We start from the raw sequence: 19224 nt of genomic DNA, 5'->3' as shown, positions 1-19224 counted from the left end.
CGGGCCGGCCGGTATCCGGTCAGGCCGCGATCAGTGCTCCCGTACGCAGCAGAGCCGTCGCCTCCGCGTGCGGGAGCGGCCGCGAGAACAGATAACCCTGCCCCTGCCGGCAGTTCAGCGCCAGCAACTCCGCCCGCTGCTCCTCGTTCTCGATCCCCTCCGCCACCACAGCCAGACCCAGGGACTCCGCGATCCCCAGCACCGCCCGTACGATTCCGCGGTCGGTGTCCTTGGCCGGGAGACCGTCCACGAAGGACTTGTCGATTTTGAGGATCTCCACCGGCAGTTGCTTGAGGTGGCTGAGGTTGGAGTAGGCCATGCCGAAGTCGTCGAGGGCGAAATGCACCCCCGCCGCGCGCAGCGTGGTGGCGAAGGCGGTGACGTCCTGGCGGATGGAGCTGTGCTCGGTGATCTCGAACCAGATGTCGGACGGGTTGGCTCCGGCCGCGATGATGACGCCGAGGGTGTGTGCGGCCGCCTCCGGTTGCTCGAGCTGGACCGGCGACAGGTTGATGCTCATGCGCAGGTGCTCGTACCCGGGCAGCCGCTGCCATTCGACCAGCTGGCGGCAGGCCTCGCCGAGCACCCATTCGCCGATGCCGGCGATGGCGCCGGTCTCCTCCGCCAGCGGGATGAACTCGTCCGGCGGGATCGGGCCGCGGCGCGGGTGGTTCCAGCGGCAGAGGGCCTCGAAGCCGGTGATGCGCTTGCCGGCCATCTCGACGATGGGCTGGTAGTGGATCGTCAGCTCGTCGCGGGCGAGGGCCTGGGCCAGGTCGGAGCGCAGTTCGAGCCGGCCGAGGCTGTGCTGCGACGCGTCCTCGTCGAAGACCCGGACGCGGCCGCGGCCGGCGTTCTTGGCGGCGTACATGGCGGCGTCGGCGTCGCGCAGCATCGCGCCGGACCGGGACTGGCCGCGGGCGCCGAGCACGCCGCCCACGCTGGCCGAGATCTCCACCCATTCGCCGTGCAGCCAGAACGGCGATTCGAGGACGCGGACCACCCGGTCGCCGATGTCGGTGACGTCGCCGAGGTCCGAGACGCCGTCGAGGAGGATGACGAACTCGTCGCCGCCGAACCGGGCGAGCAGGTCGACGGAGCGTACGCATCCGCGCAGCCGGTCGGCCACCCGGACGAGCAGCTCGTCGCCGGCTTCGTGGCCGAGCCGGTCGTTGACGTCCTTGAACTTGTCCAGGTCGCAGAAGAGCAGGCCGACGTGGTCGTCTCCGGCGCGGCCGAGCGCCGCGTCGAGCCGTTCCGCGACGAGCGCGCGGTTGGCCAGGTCGGTCAGCGGGTCGTGGGTGGCACGGCGGCGCAGCTCGTCCTCGAGCCGGCGGCGCTCGTCGATGACCCGGGAGGAGAGCACCAGCGTGTCCTCCTCCGGCACCGGGCGTAGCGCGCTCTCCACCCACACCCAGGTGTCGTCGCCGGTGCGCAGCCGGTACTCCACCTTGGCGGCATCCGACGGGCCGGCGAGCGCCGCGGACAGGGCCGGCCGGTCCGAGCTGTGCACGAGATCGATCACCGCGGTGCCCAGCAGCGTCTTCGGCGCGACGCCGAGCTCGCGTTCGTGCGACGGGGAGGCGTACGCGAATCGGCCCTCGGCGTCGACGACGGCGATCAGGTCGCTGACCGAGTCGGTGATCAGCCGGAGCTGGTTCTCGCTGGTGCCGAGGGCGCGGTAGAGCTCGGCGTTGGTCATGGCGGCGCCGACGTAGTTGCCGAAGATCGTCACGGATTCGACGGCGTCCCGGCGGAACGGCCGATGATCGCGGCGCAGGGCGTACAGCACGATGGCCGGGGAGTCGTCGCGCACGATCGGGACGGCGAGGAGGGACCCGTCGAGGGGTGGGCCGTCGTACTGGGTGGCGTACGGTTCGCCCGCCCGCAGGGTGTCCCACCCGAGCAGGTGGGTGACCGGGATCGGCTCGCCCGGCGGCGGCGCGCCGGGGACCTCGCTGGACGCGCAGAGGTAGGCGACGTCGCCGTCGATGCGGGCGACTCCGGCGTGGTCCGCGTCCACCAGCGTCGGCAGCAGGCGTACGGCTTCTTCGAAGAGCGACGGCAGGTCCAGCCGGCTGGACAGCCGGTGACCATAGGTCGCCAGGTGCTCGACGGCGGCGCTGCGCCGGCGGGCCTCCACGGCGAGCCCGAGACGGGCCGTCACCGAGCCGAGCACCGGCAGGTCGCCCGGCGGGAAACCACCTTCGCCGAGCCGGTACATCACCAGGAGCTCGCCCGCGCCCGCCTCACCGACCGGCACCCAGACCGCCGAGCCCGGCGCCAGGTCGGACATCGACGGCGGCAGGTCGGCGGCCGGGTCCAGGTCGGCGCCGGTCCGCGCGACCACCCGGCCGGTGGTCAAGGCCTGCGCCGCGCCGCCGGCGAGCGGCCATCCTTTCGTGTACGCCGGATCGCGCTCGGGAATCCCGCAGGCGCTCGTCACGTGGAGCCGCCCACCGGTCGTCTGCACCATGGCGGCGACGTCCGCGGCGTAGATCTGGGACAGCACGTCGAGTGTCTCGTCGACGAGCTCGGCGGGAGACGACGGCCGGCCCAGCACGGTGAGCACCCGGATCAGGCGCGAGGTCTGCCGGTACGCGTCGCGGGTGGCGGCCGTCGCGGCAGCCAGCTGGTCCCGGAGCCCGTCGGAGTCGTCCTGCCCGGGTTGCGTGATCGCGGACATGCTGATTCCCCTGAAGTTCTTACAGCGCGATGGCGGTGAGGGTGGCGTTGTGGTATCCGGCGACACCGGTGCTGCGGGCGAACTCGCCGTACGTGTAGTAGCCGAAGGTGGCCACCTGACCGGAAACCTTGTGCAACAGCGCCGATTCCTCGGCAGCCCGGTCGCCGAGCAGGTCACTGCGGGCGACGCAGCTGAACACGAGCAGCACGGCCGGATCGGCGATGCCGCGCAGCGCCTCGTCCACCACCTCTTCGCCGGCTTTCAGCAGGTCGTCCTGGGCGGCCGAGACGATCTGCACCGCGCAGTACTCGGGCAGCGGCACGAAGGTCCGCAGCCGGCCGTCCTCGCCCAGCACGCCGGCGCGGATCAGCTGGGTGCCGTCCGGCTCGATGAGCCCGAAGGAGTGCCCGGTGTGCCACCCTTCGATGGCATTCGCGAAGAGCTCGGAGCGGGCAGCGGTGTCCTTCGCGACCGCCTCGTGGAAGACGTCGGTGGCGGGGCGGCCGTCGATCTCCTCCACCACCACGCCGTCGACCTTCGTGACCAGCATGGGCAGCGTCTGCGGTTGCCAGCCGTGCCTCGAGACGACGCGCAGCGGCCGGTCGGAGCCGATCCACACGGCCACGGCGGCGTCCCGCATCGCCCGGTCGCCGAAGAACACGTACGGGCCGGAGAAAGTGCGGTCGTCGGCCGCCGCGCCGCCGACCACCGGGATTCGGGCGCCGGTGACCCGGTACATCCCCGCGAGCAGGCTCTGCATGTCACCGGCCATGCCGTCGGCCAGGATCATCAGCGCGCTGTGCGGCGTGGTGTCGCCACCTGCCGCGTCCATCGCGCGCCGGGCCAACTCGCGCCCGGCCCCCGCGACGTCCGCGCCGATCCCGGTGACCGCGGCGGCGCCGAACCGGTACACGCCCGCGCCGAGCACCATCACGCTCACCGCCGAGCCCGGAGGCAGGTAGTCCCCGTCGGTGAACTGGCCGGAGGAACTGGCACCGACCAACGGGACCTCGCCGGTCACGCCACGGACGGCGGCGAGCAGCGCGTCGAAGTCGTACCGGATCGAGGCGTAGACGATGACCAGCCCCGGCTCGACGCCGCCCAGCGCGGCAAGAGCTGCGCGGGCGGCGTCGGCGCCGGCGGCGGTGGCGTCGTCCAGGCTGCTGGACCCGGATCCCACGGACAAGCGTTCCATGCCGCCTGCCATCGGAGCCGCCCTGCGTGAGCTGAGCGAATCACGGCTCCGGCAACCGACCTGAACCACGGGTTCTACCGCAGCGGCAGTTCCATCCAGGAAGGGCCGGTGAATGTGAGCGGCGCGCCCCGGGTGTTGCTGTCGAAGTAGAGCGGGTCCTTGGTGTCCACCACGAGGGCCAGCTGGTGCCCGGCAGGCACGTCGTACGCCGTCATCGGGAGGGACAGCTCGACGGGGAACGGGCCGGCGGCGCCGTGCCAGCTGGTCGGCGCGTGCGTGATCAGCCGGCCGATCCCCCAGGCGTCCAAGTCGTAGAGGTACGCGACCACGGTGCCGTCGGGCCGGTGCGGATCGATGCCCAGATGTACGCGGACCTCACCGCGAATTGACGCCGCGGTGGCCTGGCGGTCGGACACCCACACGCCGGCGTGCCTGCGGTTGACGCTGGGCAGCCACACGGTCGGCGGCACTCCGGTCAGCTGTTCGAGGCCGTTGCTGACGAGGGCGATGCCTCCGTTCGCGGTGGTGCCGACGCCCGACGTGAGCTGGTAGGACCACGCCTGGTCGCTCGCGCGGCCCAGGGTGCCGGTCTTGTCCCAGCCGCCGGGCCGGCCGAGGGTCTCTCGCTTCACGGTGCCGATGCCGGTGCCGGCGTACGACTCCGCGGGGCCGGACCCGTGCGGGCGCAGCACCACGGGCGGTTCGCGGTCGATGCCGTTGTCCACGCCCTTGAGGTAGTGGTCCAGCCACCTCTGCAGGCTGGTCCAGACGTGGTTGGGCAACCCGAGCAGCCCGGAGACCTCGACGGTGGCATGGTCGCCGGGAGCCAGCTCGAGCCGCCGCGGGGTGGTCAGGTGGTCGAACAGGTCCACCATCTGGTTGACCGGGAATATGCTGTCGCCGTACGCATGCGCGATGAGGACCGCCGGGTGGTTGGCGTTCAACTCCCCGACGCTGTAGCGGACGGACCGGCCCCGGGCCCACTCCTCCCGATAGTCGTCGTTACGCCCGGCCCAGTAGTCGGCGAGGATCCGGTTCATCTCGTCGGACGGTTGCCCCACGAGCCGGGCAACCGCTTCCAGGAAGAAGGCGGCCTGCGGGCGGCGCGTCTCCTCGCCGGACATCGACTCGGCCATGTCGGCCCACCCGCTCATCGCGGCGACCGCCCGCAGTCGCTTGTCATGGGCCGCGGCCAGCAGGCTGATGCCGCCACCGTACGAGAGCCCGGCGATGCCGATCCGCTCCGGGTCGACGGCGGTGTGCGCGATCAACCAGTCCACAGCGGTCGAAGCGTCCGCGATGTCCGGCGGCCCGGCGACCTCGATCTTCCCGCCGGAGAACCAGAACCCCCGCGCGGTGTACGAGAGAACGACGTACCCGTTCTCGGCCAGCTTCTTCGCCTGCGCGAGGTACTGGAAGTCGTTGAGTCCCCAGCTCGCGACGAAGATGACCCCGGGATGACGGCCGGGCGCCGTGGGCGCGATGACGTTGGACTTGAGAATCACACCGTCGGTGGCGGTGATGTCGTTCCAGCGGAAACCAGTGGTGGAGGAGGCGGCGGCCCCGGCGCGGGCCGGGGTGGCCGCGGCGGAGGCTTCGGCGCGGGCGACGGGGCCGGCTCCGAGGGCGAGGAGGAGCACGGCCATGGCGGCGACCAGGCGACGCATAGACGAACCTCGATTCCGAGAGGGTTACCGCACGGTAACTTGGGTTCGCCTTCCGAACAACCCCGGCGTTTTTCACGAGCTCCCGCGATCAGGCCGGCCGTACGGGTGAGGGCAGGTCGGTCGCCGCGTTGCTCGACGGTATGGCCGCCACCAGCGCGGCCGCTTCGGCATCGTTGCGCAGCCGGTGCCGCCGCATCTCGGTGATCCTGGCGCCGACCTCGGGATCCGGGTCGTCGGCGATGTCGAACCGCACGCCGTGTTCCACCAGCGGCAGCACCATCCGGTCGGTGACGACGTGCTCCGGATGTCTCATGTGCTCCTCGTACCCGGCCAGATCCTCCATGCCGAAGACTGCCGCCCATTCGAACTCGCCACCGAAGTCACGGCCGACGACAGAGAATGTGATCGATGGAATGATCCGGCCGTGGGCGCGCAGCCGTTCCAGAGCCTCTTCTTTCTGCTCCGGCGTGACGGCCTCCCGGAACGTGAACCGAGCCACGTAGTAAATCATCACTTCTCTCCTTCGACGGAGTTCAGGAACGACAACAGCAGAGCGACGACCTGCGAGGGGAATTGGACGTGCGGATAATGACCCGCACCCTCGATCATTTCGAGCCGCCCCAACCCGGACGGCAACGCGGCGACGACGGCCTCACCCTCGGCCCGCGGGGAGGCCCAGTCCGGGTCGAGCGTTCCCTCGACCACGAGCACCGGGCAGCGGACGTTGCCCAGCTGAGCACCGGCGTCCACCGGGGCGGAGCGGCTCATCAGCTGCAGAGCCTTCATCCGGGCCGGCTCGCTCACCATCGCGTCGATCTGGGCGAGCCGCTCGTCCCAGTCCATCGGCTTCGGCCCGGGGTAAGCATTCTCCAGATACTTCTTCCACAGCCGGACACTGCCGAACAGCGCAGCTCCGAGCAGGCGAGACACCCCGCGCCGAAAACCGGCCACCTTCAGATCTCCGAGCGCGAATTGCTGCTTCCGGGTGAACGGCGCCAGCTCGACCACCGCCGTTACCAGCGACGGCTCCTTCGCCGCGGCGATCGTGGCCGCGCCACCCGAGATGGAATGGCCGACCAGTGAAGCCGGTCCACCGAGATGCTTGATGACCGAGATCAGGTCACCCGCGATATCCGTACGGCTGTAGGACGCCCATCCCGCGCTCGATTCACCACAGCCGCGAAGGTCCACGGCGGCGACCCGGTATCCGGCGGCCACGAGAGCCGGCGCGACGAAGCGGTACGCCTGCCGACTGTCACCGATGCCGTGAGCCAGCACGACGAGCGGCCCCGAGGAGCCGGTCACCTCGTACGCGAGGGTGCCGCCGTCGACTACCAGGTACTCCGTCATTTCCGCCTCCGCTTAGCTATGTTGGCTAGCTCAAAGCTAATGGCAATAGCTTTTGCTGTCAACGGAGGGACACCCCCGACCACGAAAAGCAGAGGCCGCGACCCGCTTTCGCTGGTCACGGCCTCTGTCATGCGGTGCGCTGCGAGCGACTTCCTCAGCCGGCTTCGGCCGAACCTGCCGTAGGCTCCGCGGTGAAAGGGGCGCCGTCCGGTCGGGTGAGCTCGTGCTGAAAGACCTCGACCGCCTCCTCCTCGGAGGCGAACCGGCGCAGCACCGCTCGACGGCCGCCCCGCAGTCCACCCTCGGCGTGCCATCGACCGGTGGCCCCGTCGCTGATCAGACAGACGGCGTCGGGCTGGGCCTCGCGCCACGTCATCCCGCTGATCCAATAGCGCTCCGGCTCGACGCCGTGGTGGGTCAGCCAACCGGGAAGCCCGGTGGCCTTCGTCGGCGGCTCGTTCCGGAGGCGCCACTGCAGTTGCTCGTCGTACTGCTCGGCGGCGGCCTGGTTGTCGAGTGCCACGGATCGCTGCAGGCGCCACTGAGCGAGGGTGAGCGGTGCCGTCACCGTAAGAGGGCCGCTGCATTCCTGGTAGAGGCTCTGACAAGCCTCTCCCTCGGTCTCGAATCGGTACTGCAGGCGGAGAAGACCCGGCCGGTCCGTGTCCCACCTCCCCCAGAACCAGCGACCCTTGTCGTCGTGGCTCAGCACGACGGTCGCCCCCTCGCGCGGCGAGTCGGTCTCGTCGACGCCTTCCAGCTGGAAAGCCTCACGATGCACGCCCGCTGCGATCATCGCCTCGTCGACCTCGTCGACCATCATCAGCTGCCGGCCGTGCAGCTCACGCACGCGCCACGTCTCACGCCAGCGTCTGCGGTCGGCCGCCACGGCGGGGTCCTCGAGGGCGATGCGGACCTCGTCCTCCCACCACTGCCGCACGCAGTCGGCGCTGAACCGGGCCTTCTCCGCCGCGAACGGCTCGGTCGGCCCGGTCATCTCCCGCAGGAACGTCTCGCACGCGCGCTCCTCGGTGGTGAAGGTGCACAGGTCTCCGGTCGCGTCATAGTGGGGGCCGATGCCCCCGCCCACGACGCGCCAGAGGCCGGCGCTCCGCGTGAGCCAGACGCTTCCCTCCGGCCGCAGCTGCCACGGGCCCGGCTCGGTGAGCAGGGGCAGCAGCACGTAGCGGTCGGGATCGACCTCGGCGGCCCGGAGGGAGTCCGCCAGCTCACGCACGTCCAACAATCACCTCACAGCGGGTTCGGATATGCGGTGTAGACCACGAATCCTTGGTCGTGACCCTTCACCCTCTTGAGCACCACGGTGTAAGTGTTCCCGGCTCTCTCCACTGTGCGGTCGGGATAGTAAATCTTGCCGAGCGAGGTGCCCTTCCCGAACGATCCTTGCAGGGTCAGCTTGTCGCTGCCGCCCTTGCCGACTTTGCCGAACCATGTCTGCAGGCCCTTCGGGTACTTCGTCACGTACTTCACGATCGCCTGGTCGATGGCCCTCTGGGCAGTGACCTGATCCGTCCAGACCGCGGTCGGCACGATTCTCCCGTCTTTCTGCTTCGCGGTCTCCGCTATCGCCTTGGCGATAGCGTCCTCGGCCGTGGGGTTCACGTGATCCCGCAGGGTGTGCGCGCCCTCCACCGCCTCGTCGAGGCCGAGGTCGCCGCAGTTGTGCACGAGCACATCCACCGCGCCCGCCCGGACGAAGAAGTTGTGCGTGCCCGCAACGGTGAAGTCGACGACACGGCGCCCGGCGCCCGGGGTGGGGGAGATCGACACCACGGTCGGACCACCGAGCCGGTCGCCCACGTGAACGTCGGAGGCGAACCGCCACCCCCGCCCACTGACGAAGATCCGGTGGCCCGGTGTGGTGACGAGGCTCCCGCCACCGGTCAGCGTCAAGGTGGGCAGCGACTGGTCGGTGTCGTGCGCGTAGGTGGCACTGACGACGGAGGCCGTACGCTGCCCCGTCGCCGGATCGATGCTCATCACCTGATCGCCGACTCGCACCGCCCCGGCCGGACGATACGACCCGTCGGCCTGCCGCACGGGCGTGTCGGGCGGGAAGCTGTTGAGCCGGCAGCCGGCCAGCGCTGCCTCGTCGGCCTCGACCTCGGCGCGGATCACGGCCGCGATCTCGGGAGAGAGCTTGAGCCCGTCGACGACCTTCCATGCGTCGGCGATGCCGATGCCGGTGTGCAGCGCCAGGTTCAGCGACTTGATGGCCTTGACCGCGTCGAGGATCGCCGACTCGGGGATGAACCAGCTCGCCGCCCACGCGCAGCCGCTCACACTGCCGTGCGAGCACTTCACGAAGTCGCCGCTGAACCCGTCCCAGAGCGCCTTGAGGAACGCCTTGTCAACGGTGAGCGTGATGTCGAACGCGTCGAGGGTCTTCGTGACCTCGGCCTGGGTGTCCTGGACCATGCTGCCCACGAACGTCGATTTGTCGGCGGGGCAGCCTCCGGCCTGGAGGTCGCCCGCGCCCGGTTCGTCGCAGAGGTAGAAGTTGACCGTGAGCTTGAACTTGATCAGGAACTTGACGTTGCAGGTCCGGTAGCCCGGCGGGATGTTGCAAGGGTTCAGCGGGACCGGGTTGCCGATCGGTTCGATCTCCTGGGTGGTGTAGACGCCACCGACGCCGGTGGCGCCGCCGGTGTCCACCGAGGTGGCGTTCTGCTGTTGCAGGGCGAGCAGCGCCGCCTGCTGCGCCGACTCGGCCTGCGCCTCGGCGTGCTCCGCGGCGGCCTCGGCGGCGTCGGCTGCCGCGTCCGCTTCCTTGGCCGCCTGCCGCGCCTGCTCGGCGGCCTTCCGGGCTTCGGCGGCCGCCTGCTGAGCTGCCTCCGCGTCCTGCTCGGCGGCGTCGGCGGAGGCGCGTGCCTCGAGGGCGTCCGCGCCCGCCTTGTCCGCAGCCGCCTGCGCCGCTGAACTGTCGGCCGTGGCACGGGCGTCGTACGCCTTTGTCTGCGCGAGCGAAGCCTGTGCCTGCGCGGCGTACTTCTCGGCTTCGGCCGCCGACGCGAGCGCCTGCTGCGCGGAGACCGCGGCGCGCGCCGCCTGAGCGGCGGCGTCGGCCGCGACCGCCGCCGCTGCTTTCGCGTCACCGGTTGCCGTGTCGGCCAACTGCTGAGCGTCGCCGGCCACGTGTGCCGCGTGCGCCGCCTTGGCCTGCGCCGCGGCCTGCTGCTGCTCTGCGATGCTCTTGGCTGCCTGGGCGCTGAGCACGGCGAGACCCGCGGACGAGTCGTGATCCACAAACGGCGCGCCGAGCTGGATCGCGTCGTTGGCGGGTTTGGTGACCTCCTGGGCTGCCGTGGTCGCCGCCGCTGCGGCCTGCGAGGTCGTGTAGGCGTACCCGGCGGTGACGGCCGCCTGCGACTGCGCCTGCTGCGCCGCCACGGCCGAGTCATCGGCGTCCTTCTTCGCCACCTTCGCATCAGCATCGGCCTTCGCGGCTTCCTGCCGGGCTGCCGCGGCGTCGGCGGAGGCCTGCTGCGCGGCCTTGATCGCCGTGGCTACCGCCGCTTCGGCGGCGCGTACGGCCGCGTCCGCGTCCGCCTTCGCCGCCGCGGCCGCGTCTGCGTCGGACTGGGCGCGCGACGCTGCCGCCTCGGCCTGGGTGGCAGCGGCGTCGGCTGCCTTGGCGGCGGCGGTGGCTGCGTCGGCATGCTTCTGGGCTTCCGCGGCGTCGGCTTCCGCAGCGTCGGCAGCGGCGTCGGCCCGGTCGGCCGCGGCGCGCGCCTGCCCGGCGTCGTCCTTGGCGGACTCGGCGTCGGCATGCGCGTTCGCCGCCTGAGCCTTGGCTTCCAGCGCGTTCGCGCGGGCCTGCGCGTCCCAGGCTCGCTGGCACGCCTCGGTGGCGGCCTGATCGGCCTTCTGCGCGTCGGCCGCCTTCTGCTGGGCGGTGGTCTTGGCCGACTGGGCTCTGGACAACTGGTTCTGTGCCGCCTGGGCAGCGCTCTGCGCCGCGGCCTTCTCTCTCGCGGCATCGGCCTGGTGAGCGGCCGCCTCGGCCTTCTTCTCGGCTGCGGTCTCCGCCTCCGCCTCCGCCGCCAGCCGCTTGGCGTGCGCGACGTCGGCGTCCTTCTTCGCCCTCGCCTCGGCCGCCTGCGCGGTGGCGAGCGCCTGCTTGGCCGTGTCGGCCTGGGCGGCCGCATTCTTCGCCTGCTGCGCGGCGCCGTCGGCCGCGGCCTTCGCCTGCTTGTCGGCCTCCTGCGCCGCCGCCAGCTTGAACGCCGCCTGGCTCGCCGACGCCTGCGTCTGCGCGGCCGCCGCGAGCGTCTGGCTGTCGGCGACCGACGCGCTGGTCGCCTGGTACGCCGTGGTGCCCGCCTTGGCCAGCGCGGTGAGCGCCGCCGAGGAGGCGAGCACGACCTGGGCCTCCTGCTGACCCGAGAGCAGCCCTCGTCCGCGCGGCGCACCCGCGGCGTCCGCGATGGCGTACGCCTGATTCTGTGCGTTGGTGACGACCGTCGCCTGCTGGCCCGCGATCGCGGCCTGCTGAGCGATGATCTGGTTCTGCGTGTTGGCCGTGGAGCGGACGGTGGTCAGCGCCTGGCTGACCTTCGTGAAATCAGCGGGCTTCGGGTACGACGGGGACTTGTCGCCGTCGGTCGAGTTGTCCTGCGAGACGGCGAAGTTCTGGGAGGTGCCGGCGTCACACTTGCGCACCGTGGCGGCCTGGCCCGACGTTGCCGTGGGAAAGCCCAGGCAGAGCCCGGCACCCACGTTGTAGAGCCGGGTCACACCCTTGGTGGTCACGTACTGCCAGCGCTCGTTGGCGGCGCCCTTGCACGTGTAGAGCACCACCTTGGACCCGCTCGTGGTGCCCGCCGCCTGCAGACACTTGCCGGTGGCGGTGTTGCGCAGCTGTCCGTCGAGCCTGGTGCCCGTGTACGGGGTCCACTGCTGGCTCGTGCTGGCGGCCTTGCAGGCGTACGCCTGAATCGGGTTGTTGTTGGCGTTCGTCCCGCCCTTGTTGTCGAGGCAGAGTGACGTGCCACCGGAGAGCTTGAAGGTGATCGGTCCCGTGCCCACGACGCCCGGCCCACCCGGTGACCAGTACGCGTTCCAGTAGGTCATCAGGTTGGCCTGCTGGGCGGCGATCAGCACCTGGCCGAGCGCCTCCGAGCCGGCGGCGAGCGCGGCCTCGGTCTTCATGCTGGCGGTGTAGATGGCGCTCCGCTGAGTCTTCTGCCCGGCGATCTCCGCGTGCCACTCCTGATCCGCCTGCATCACCTCGGCGTTGAGCACCCGGTTGGGGTCCGCCGGCGTCTTCGAGGCGCAGCTGGCGAACCTCGCCTTGAGCTGCTCCACCGCGACCCGGAAGGCGACGGTGCCGGCTGCCGGAGCGCTACGCGGGAAGCCGCCGTTCTCCAGCACGATCCGGGTGTCGTCCGCGTGGTAGCCGTGCATGAAGCTCATGTCCTGCCAGGCCAGGTACTCCCGCAGGTTCTGCTGGAAATTCGGGTCCGTGTCCGCGGGATCGTGATAGCGCGAATTGCCGAGGGCCGTGAGCGCGGCAACGGAATCCGCGGAAGCAAGCGGCGTCGGGTCCTCGTAGAAGCTGCCTTCGGTGGTCCAGTATTGCTGCGCCACCCACGTGGAGAGGCCGATCTCCTTGAACGGGTCGGTGACGTGGGGACTGACGGCGTTCCACGGGTTGGCCGGCCCGTTCGGCATCGCCTGCGGGGTCTCCAGCGTGCCGAGGGAGAGCGTCCCGTTCACCTTGAGAAGGTTCGAGCTGAAGGTCTTCAGCTGGTCGAGCTTCGCCATCTGGGCGGCGTGGTCGGTGGCGTAGGCCTTCGCCAGCGGCGTGGAATTCCAGTACGCCGGGTCCGCCGCGGCGTGCAGAGCCGCCGGAGTGCCGTCGAGCCCGGTCAGGGCCGCCTGCTTGGCGGCCGGCCCGCCGAGGCGCAGCGCATTGGACAGGAGACACTCGTCCTGCCGAAGCTGAGCGGCAGCCTGATCCGCAGCGTCACCGCTGGCCGCAACGGCGGGTGAGGCGAGATGGGGAAGCTGACCCACTCCGAACGTCGCGGCGACGGCCAGCGCCAGCCCGAGTGGAAGCCGACGGAATGCACGCAGGTGCATGGACGCGCTCCTTCACCGCGCGTCCGGCGGCTCCCCCGCGAAGCTCACGTCGATGGACGCGCCGTCACATGATCGGTGCCGGCCTCGGAAAAGTCCATGCATGATCTTGCCTACCTCGATGTTGATGCCGAAGTGCGACCAGCATCGCGGACAGGACATCGTTCAGGTTCGTATCCGATGGTCCGGTGGGTTGCCCGGTCGGGTGCAGCGCATGGGGCGTCGTCATGTTCAGTAGGTATTGCTGGTGCACCTGTCAAGTTCGCGTCTGGCGTAGCCCAGCGCGCCGCGCGACGAGGGCGGCGCGGGTGTGCGCGGTCTCGGCGCGGGCGATCGCGCCGCTGTGCCGCCGGTCGCGAGGCGCGGTGATGGCGGTGGCTACCCGTCTCGTCGGACAACCGGTACACGAAGTCCGGATCACCCGCCGGCCACGCGGCGCCGCCGGCCTCACTTCCCGGCTGTGCACCTTCAGTGTCCTCTCGGCGCGCCGGCACCACCGGTGCTCCACACGGCGGCAAACCCGGCAAGGGCCACGCCGGCCTACCCGTCGGTCGGGTGACCGGCGCGCCATGTGCGGTAGCCACCGTCGAGGTTGGCGGCTGAGCGACCGAGACCGGTGAGCAGGGTGGTGGCGGTGTGGCCGCGCTGGCCCACGTGGCAGTACACGATGAGGTCGCCGTCGGGGGCTTCATGCAGGCGCGCGCGGAGTTCGTCGAGCGGCAGGTTGATCGATCCGAGGATGTGCCCGGAGGCGTGCTCGGCTGCGGTGCGTACGTCGATCAGGGTGGCCCCGGCGGCGAGGGCGGCGTCGAGTTCATGCCACTGGACGGCGCGCTGCCGGTCGGTGAGCAGGTTGTCCGCGATGTAGCCGAGCATGTTGATCGGGTCTTTGGCTGAGCCGTACGCGGGCGCGTAGGCGAGTTCCAAGTCGGCGAGCTGGTCGGCGGTCAGGCCGGCACGCATGGCCGTGGCGATGATGTCGATGCGCTTGTCCACACCTTCGCCGCCGACGGCTTGGGCACCCAGGATGCGTCCGTCGCGCGGGTCGAACAGCAGCTTGAGCGTCATGCTCTGGGCGCCGGGGTAGTAGCCGGCGTGCGAGGCCGGGTGCGTGTGGATCGCCTGGTAGGGGCGGCCCGCGGCCCGGAGTCGTTTCTCGTTCCAGCCGGTGACGGCCACGGTCAGGTCGAAGACCTGCACGATGGCGGTGCCGATCCGTCCGGCCAGGCGTACGGGACGACCGGCGATCACGTCGGCGACCAGGCGGCCCTGCCGGTTGGCGGTGTTGGCGAGGGGAATCAGCGCCGGTTCACCGCTGAGGTGGTCGGTCTTCTCGACGGCGTCGCCGACGGCGTAGATGTGCGGGTCGCTGGTGCGCATGGTTTCGTCGACGGCGATGCCGCCGCGCGGGCCGATGGCCAGCCCGGCGGCGCGAGCCAGGCGGGTCTCGGGGCGTACGCCGATGGCGAGGACGACCAGGTCGGCGTCGAGGAGTTGCCCGTCTGCGAGTTGCACGGCGTCGGGCAGCACCTTGGTCAGGGCTCCGCCGAGGTGCAGGGTGACGCCGTGGCGGCGCAGTTCGGCATGTACTGCGGTGACCATTTCCGCATCCAGTGGGGTGAGCACCTGCCGGTCGAGTTCTACGACGCTGACCTGCAGTCCTCGGCGGCGCAGGTTCTCGGCGGTCTCCAGGCCGATGAAGCCGCCGCCGGCCACGACGGCGGTGCGAGGCTGTTGATCGGCGAGCAGGGCCGTGAGCCGGTCGGCGTCGCTGACCGACCGCAGGGTCAGGGCTCGTTCGATGCCGGCCAGGTCCGGGACGAACGGTGCCGCGCCAGGACTGAGGATCAGCCGGTCGTAGCGCTCCTCGTACTCCCGGCCGCCGGCCTCCCGGACCCGGACGAGCTGACGGGCGCGGTCGATCGCGGTCACCTCCGCGCGCACGCGAACGTCGAGGTCGAAGCGGGCGTGCAGGCTGTCGGGCGTCTGCAGCAGCAGCGCCTGCCGGTCGGCGATCACACCGCCGACGTGGTAGGGCAGGCCGCAGTTGGCGTACGAGACGTGATCGCCGCGCTCGAACACCACGATCTCGGCCGCAGGGTCGAGGCGGCGCAGCCGCGTCGCCGCCGACATCCCGCCGGCCACGGCACCCACGATGACGATCTTCATCTGACTCTCGCTTCCCCGCCGCGCCCGCGACGACCACGCCCGAAGATACCCATGGGGGTATCTTCGGATGGAGGCCGAACGGCCTTAGTTCTTGCGTCGAGCAGCAGGTAGCGCACCTGTTCAGCCGGTGCGATCCGCAGCACCTTGCCGGAATTAATACCCCTAGGGGTATGTTGATGAGGCGCGAAGGCGGGCTGAACCTTGCAGCGCTCCGACGGCAGGGCTGTCACCCATTTCGGGCCTTCGGGGCATCCGCTCGGGTGTCGTGATTCTGGAGGTGGGTGCTCATGGAGATGAGTCCGGTCCTGCTCAAGGACGCCCTGACCCGGCTCAAGCGGGCGCAGGGACAGCTCGGCGCGGTGATCGCCATGATCGAGAACGGTGAGGACTGCACGCGGGTCCTCACCCAGTTGGCCGCGGCGTCCAGCGCCGTCGACCGGGCCGGGTTCAAGATCATCGCGACGGGCATGCGGGAGTGCCAGGCCGCCCGCGAGCGCGGCGAGGAACCGCCGATGAGCGACGAAGAACTCGAGAAGCTGTTCCTCTTGCTCTCCTGACCCACCCGCAGCCCGCCGAGGGCCGTCTGCCAGGTGCGGAGACCCTGCCGCTCGACGAGTCAACCGGGTCGCCGCCCGGCACTCCGGGCAGGACGACGCCTGCGCCGACGCGACCAAGACCGGCCTACCCATCGTTTCCGCAAACCGAACGGGAGTACCGCACACCTATGACGACCACGCCGACCGGCACCCCGGCCAGCCTCGACGTCCCCGCACTGCAACATCTGCTCGCCACCGGCCACGCGCCGCGGCTGATCGACGTGCGCACCCCGGCGGAGTTCGAGACCGCGCACGTTCCCGGCTCCTACAACGTGCCCCTGGACCTGCTTCGCGAGCACCGCGACGAACTGCGCAACCACCTGGATGAGCAGGTCGTGCTGGTCTGCCGCTCCGGGCAACGCGCCACCCAGGCCGAACAGGCCCTGGCCGGGGCCGGCTTGCCGAACCTGCGGGTGCTCACCGGCGGCATCGTGGCCTGGCAGGCCGCCCACGCCCCGGTCACCACCGGCACGCCGCGCTGGGACCTGGAACGACAGGTTCGCCTGGTCGCCGGCGGCATCGTCCTGCTCGCCGTCCTCATCAGCGCCGTCGTCGAGCCGGTGAAGTGGGTGGCCGCGTTCATCGGCGCCGGACTCACGTTCGCGGCGCTGACCAACACGTGTGCGATGGGCATGCTGCTGGCCAAGCTGCCCTACAACCGCGGGCCGCGCACCGACCTCGACCAGGTCGTCGCCGCACTCAGCACGGACCGGCGGTAGCCGCGTGCGGTGTCACCGCAGCAGCCGCCGCCGGCCCGGCCGGAGCCCGTCATGATCGCCGCGATCGGGTTCGGCGCGCTCATCGGCATCCTGCTCGGCCTGCTCGGCGGCGGCGGCTCGATCCTCGCCGTTCCCGCCCTGGTCTACGGCGCCGGCCTCACCTTGGCCGCCGCCGTACCCACCTCGCTGCTGGTGGTCGGCATCTCGTCGGCCACCGCCCTGCTCCCGCGGCTCCGGGCCGGGCTGGTGCAGTGGCGCATCGCGGCCATCGTCGGCGGCACCGGCGCCACCGCGGCCTTCGCCGGCGCCGCCGTCAACCGCCTGCTCGACCCGCGCCTCGTCCTGATCGGCTTCGCCGCCCTCATGGTCGTCGCCGGGATCCGGATGTTGCGCGACACCGGCGACTCCGGCGGCGACTGCGCCCTGCCGGGCGGCGGGGTCAACTGGCGCGGCTGCCTGCCCAGATCCGTCGCCGCCGGCCTCGGCGTCGGCTTCCTCACCGGCCTGTTCGGCGTCGGCGGCGGCTTCCTCATCATTCCCGCGCTGGTCCTGCTCCTCGGCCTGAGCATGCCCGTCGCGGTCGCCACCTCGTTGGTCATCATCGTGGTCAACTCCGCCGCCGGGTTCGCCGCACATGCCGGTGACGCGACCATCGACTACCGCATCGCCGCGGCGTTCACTCTCGCCGCCATCACCAGTTCCCTCGTTGCCGGCCGGATCGCCGGCCGGTTGCCCACCGAGCGGCTGCAGCGCGCCTTCGCGTGGCTCGTCTTCGCCATCGCCGCCTTCGTCGCCGTTCAGGCAATCGTCAATCCCGTCACAGCCTGATCGCCCCTGCCGAGGAGGGCGGCGCAGAGCACAACCAACACACTCAGATACCCCCGGGGGTATACGATGAGATAAGTGCCCGCCGGTTGATCCGGCACCACTGAAGCACCGAGGGGGATCCGATGCCCGTAGCCGCACTGCTCACCAAGCTGTTCCGCAAGCCGTACCGGTCCGTGAACCCGCAGCAGGCCGCCGCGCTGATCACCGACGGTGCGGTCCTGCTCGACGTGCGCGAGCCGGCCGAGTGGCGCGCCGGACACGCACCACGGGCCCGGCACATCCCGCTCGGGCAGCTCACCGCCCGGCTCGCCGAAGTGCCGGCCGACCGGCCCGTGATCACCGTCTGCCGATCCGGGGCCCGCTCCCGGCAGGCCGCCACCCTGCTCGCCCGCGAAGGACGGCAGGTGCACAACCTCACCGGTGGCCTGCGCGCCTGGACCGGCGCCGGGATGCCACTGCAGGGCAAGGGCAGCCGCCCCGGCCGTCTCGCCTGACCCGCCCCATCACCGTTCAAGGGAGAAGCATGCTGTTCACGCAGTACTACCTCGACTGCCTGTCGCAGGCGTCGTACCTGATCGCCGACCAGACCACCGGCCGGGCCGTGCTCGTCGACCCGCGCCGCGACATCGGCGACTACCTCGCCGACGCCCGCACGCACGGCCTGCGGATCGAGGGCGTGATCAACACCCACTTCCACGCCGACTTCCTCGCCGGCCACCTCGAAGTCGCCGCCGCTACCGGCGCCTGGATCGGCTACGGCCACCGCGCCGACACCGAGTACCCGATTCGAGGACTCTCCGACGGCGAGCGCATCAGCCTGGGCGACGTCACCCTGCAGATCATGGAGACTCCTGGGCACACCCCCGAGTCGGTCAGCGTGCTGGTCTACGAACACGCGACCGACACCGTGCCGTACGGCGTGCTCACCGGTGACGCGCTGTTCATCGGCGACGTCGGCCGGCCCGACCTGCTCGCCTCCGCCGGGATGACCGCCGACGAACTCGGCCGCATGCTCCACGACAGCGTGCAGCGCAAACTCATGGCCCTGCCGGACGAGGTCCGGGTGTTCCCCGCCCACGGCGCCGGTTCCGCCTGCGGCAAGAACCTGTCCACCGAGCGGCAGTCCACCATCGGCGAACAGCGCCGCACCAACTACGCCTGCACCCCGATGCCCGTTGAGCAGTTCCTCGCCCTGGTCACCGCCGGGCAGCCCGCCGCACCCGGCTACTTCGCCTTCGACGCCGCCCTCAACCGCCAGGCCCGCGACCTGTTCGACCACGCCACCGCACCGCGGGCGCTCACCGTCGACGAGTTCACCGAGGCCCGTACGGCCGGCGCCATCGTCATCGACGCCCGGGACCCGCACGACTTCGCCGCCGGGCACCTGCGCGGCGCGCTGAACATCCCGGCCGACGGCCGGTTCGCCGAGACCGCCGGCACCGTCGCGCAGCCCGGCGACACTCTTCTCGTGGTCGCCGACTCCGACCGCGCCGAGGAGACCGTCCTCCGGCTGGCTCGCATCGGCTTCGACCGGGTCCTCGGCTACCTGCACGAGACCGAGACCGCCCTGCCGCAGATGGAAGCAGACCTCACCCGCGCCAGCCGGGTCACCGCCGCAGACCTGCGCACCACCCTCGACAGCCCGCGACCGCCCGTGGTCCTCGACGTACGCACCTCGGGCGAACGCGAGCAGGGCGCAATCGAGGGCTCGGCACACATCCCCCTGGCCGAGTTGCCCCGCCGGCTCACCGAGATCCCCACCGACCGGCCGGTCGTGGTGCACTGCGCCGGCGGCTACCGCTCATCGGTGGCAGCCAGCCTGATGCGCGCCACCGGCCACCCGGACGTCTCCGACCTGCTCGGCGGATACGCCGCGTGGCAGCTCACGCTCACTCCCGCCACCCTCTGAACC

General features: G+C 71.0%; 13 protein-coding genes. 5 read left to right on the top strand and 8 right to left on the bottom strand.

Translation table 11 applies throughout. From position 1 onward, the window contains the following. Positions 1-19 precede the first annotated feature (19 nt). The 8 genes from AB0K03_RS14780 to AB0K03_RS14745 form a co-directional block, all read right to left on the bottom strand. Positions 20-2686, bottom strand: a complete 2667-nt coding sequence (locus AB0K03_RS14780; protein WP_364684462.1) for an EAL domain-containing protein — start codon at positions 2684-2686, stop codon at positions 20-22. Between the two features lie 19 nt (positions 2687-2705). Then, complete coding sequence (locus AB0K03_RS14775; RefSeq protein ID WP_364684460.1) at positions 2706-3881, bottom strand: FIST N-terminal domain-containing protein; 1176 nt, start codon at positions 3879-3881, stop codon at positions 2706-2708. Positions 3882-3955: 74 nt separating this feature from the next. Beyond that, positions 3956-5548 carry an alpha/beta fold hydrolase gene (locus AB0K03_RS14770; RefSeq protein ID WP_364684458.1) on the bottom strand — a complete coding sequence of 531 codons (1593 nt, stop codon included), beginning with the start codon at positions 5546-5548 and terminating at the stop codon, positions 3956-3958. 88 nt (positions 5549-5636) lie between these two features. Then, complete coding sequence (locus AB0K03_RS14765; protein WP_364684457.1) at positions 5637-6059, bottom strand: Dabb family protein; 423 nt, start codon at positions 6057-6059, stop codon at positions 5637-5639. Further along, positions 6059-6898 (bottom strand): alpha/beta hydrolase, encoded by an 840-nt coding sequence (locus tag AB0K03_RS14760; protein ID WP_364684455.1) that lies wholly within the window; start codon positions 6896-6898, stop codon positions 6059-6061. Before AB0K03_RS14760 ends, AB0K03_RS14765 begins: the two co-directional genes overlap by 1 nt. Positions 6899-7052: 154 nt before the next feature. Continuing rightward, a complete protein-coding gene (locus AB0K03_RS14755) occupies positions 7053-8135 on the bottom strand; it encodes a hypothetical protein (protein ID WP_364684453.1) in 1083 nt (360 codons plus the stop codon). A gap of 14 nt (positions 8136-8149) precedes the next feature. Then, positions 8150-13003 carry a ricin-type beta-trefoil lectin domain protein gene (locus AB0K03_RS14750; RefSeq protein WP_364684451.1) on the bottom strand — a complete coding sequence of 1618 codons (4854 nt, stop codon included), beginning with the start codon at positions 13001-13003 and terminating at the stop codon, positions 8150-8152. Positions 13004-13540: 537 nt separating this feature from the next. Beyond that, positions 13541-15169, bottom strand: a complete 1629-nt coding sequence (locus tag AB0K03_RS14745; protein ID WP_364684449.1) for an FAD-dependent oxidoreductase — start codon at positions 15167-15169, stop codon at positions 13541-13543. A gap of 287 nt (positions 15170-15456) precedes the next feature. On the opposite strand from AB0K03_RS14745, the gene AB0K03_RS14740 reads away from it, so the two are divergent. The 5 genes from AB0K03_RS14740 (at position 15457) to AB0K03_RS14720 (ending at position 19221) form a co-directional block, all read left to right on the top strand. Beyond that, complete coding sequence (locus AB0K03_RS14740; RefSeq protein ID WP_364684447.1) at positions 15457-15726, top strand: metal-sensitive transcriptional regulator; 270 nt, start codon at positions 15457-15459, stop codon at positions 15724-15726. 167 nt (positions 15727-15893) lie between these two features. Then, entirely contained in the window at positions 15894-16484 is a 591-nt protein-coding gene (locus tag AB0K03_RS14735; protein WP_364684445.1) for a rhodanese-like domain-containing protein, read from the top strand. Positions 16485-16535: 51 nt separating this feature from the next. Beyond that, complete coding sequence (locus AB0K03_RS14730) at positions 16536-17312, top strand: sulfite exporter TauE/SafE family protein (RefSeq protein ID WP_364684443.1); 777 nt, start codon at positions 16536-16538, stop codon at positions 17310-17312. A gap of 122 nt (positions 17313-17434) precedes the next feature. Continuing rightward, positions 17435-17806 (top strand): rhodanese-like domain-containing protein, encoded by a 372-nt coding sequence (locus AB0K03_RS14725; protein ID WP_364684441.1) that lies wholly within the window; start codon positions 17435-17437, stop codon positions 17804-17806. A 29-nt stretch (positions 17807-17835) separates the two neighbouring features. Next, positions 17836-19221 (top strand): rhodanese-like domain-containing protein, encoded by a 1386-nt coding sequence (locus AB0K03_RS14720; RefSeq protein WP_364684439.1) that lies wholly within the window; start codon positions 17836-17838, stop codon positions 19219-19221. Positions 19222-19224 lie beyond the last annotated feature (3 nt).

The sequence above is a fragment of the Actinoplanes sp. NPDC049316 genome (genome assembly GCF_040677315.1).
Lineage (GTDB): Bacteria > Actinomycetota > Actinomycetes > Mycobacteriales > Micromonosporaceae > Actinoplanes.
This window is presented reverse-complemented; position numbering and strand designations above follow the sequence as displayed.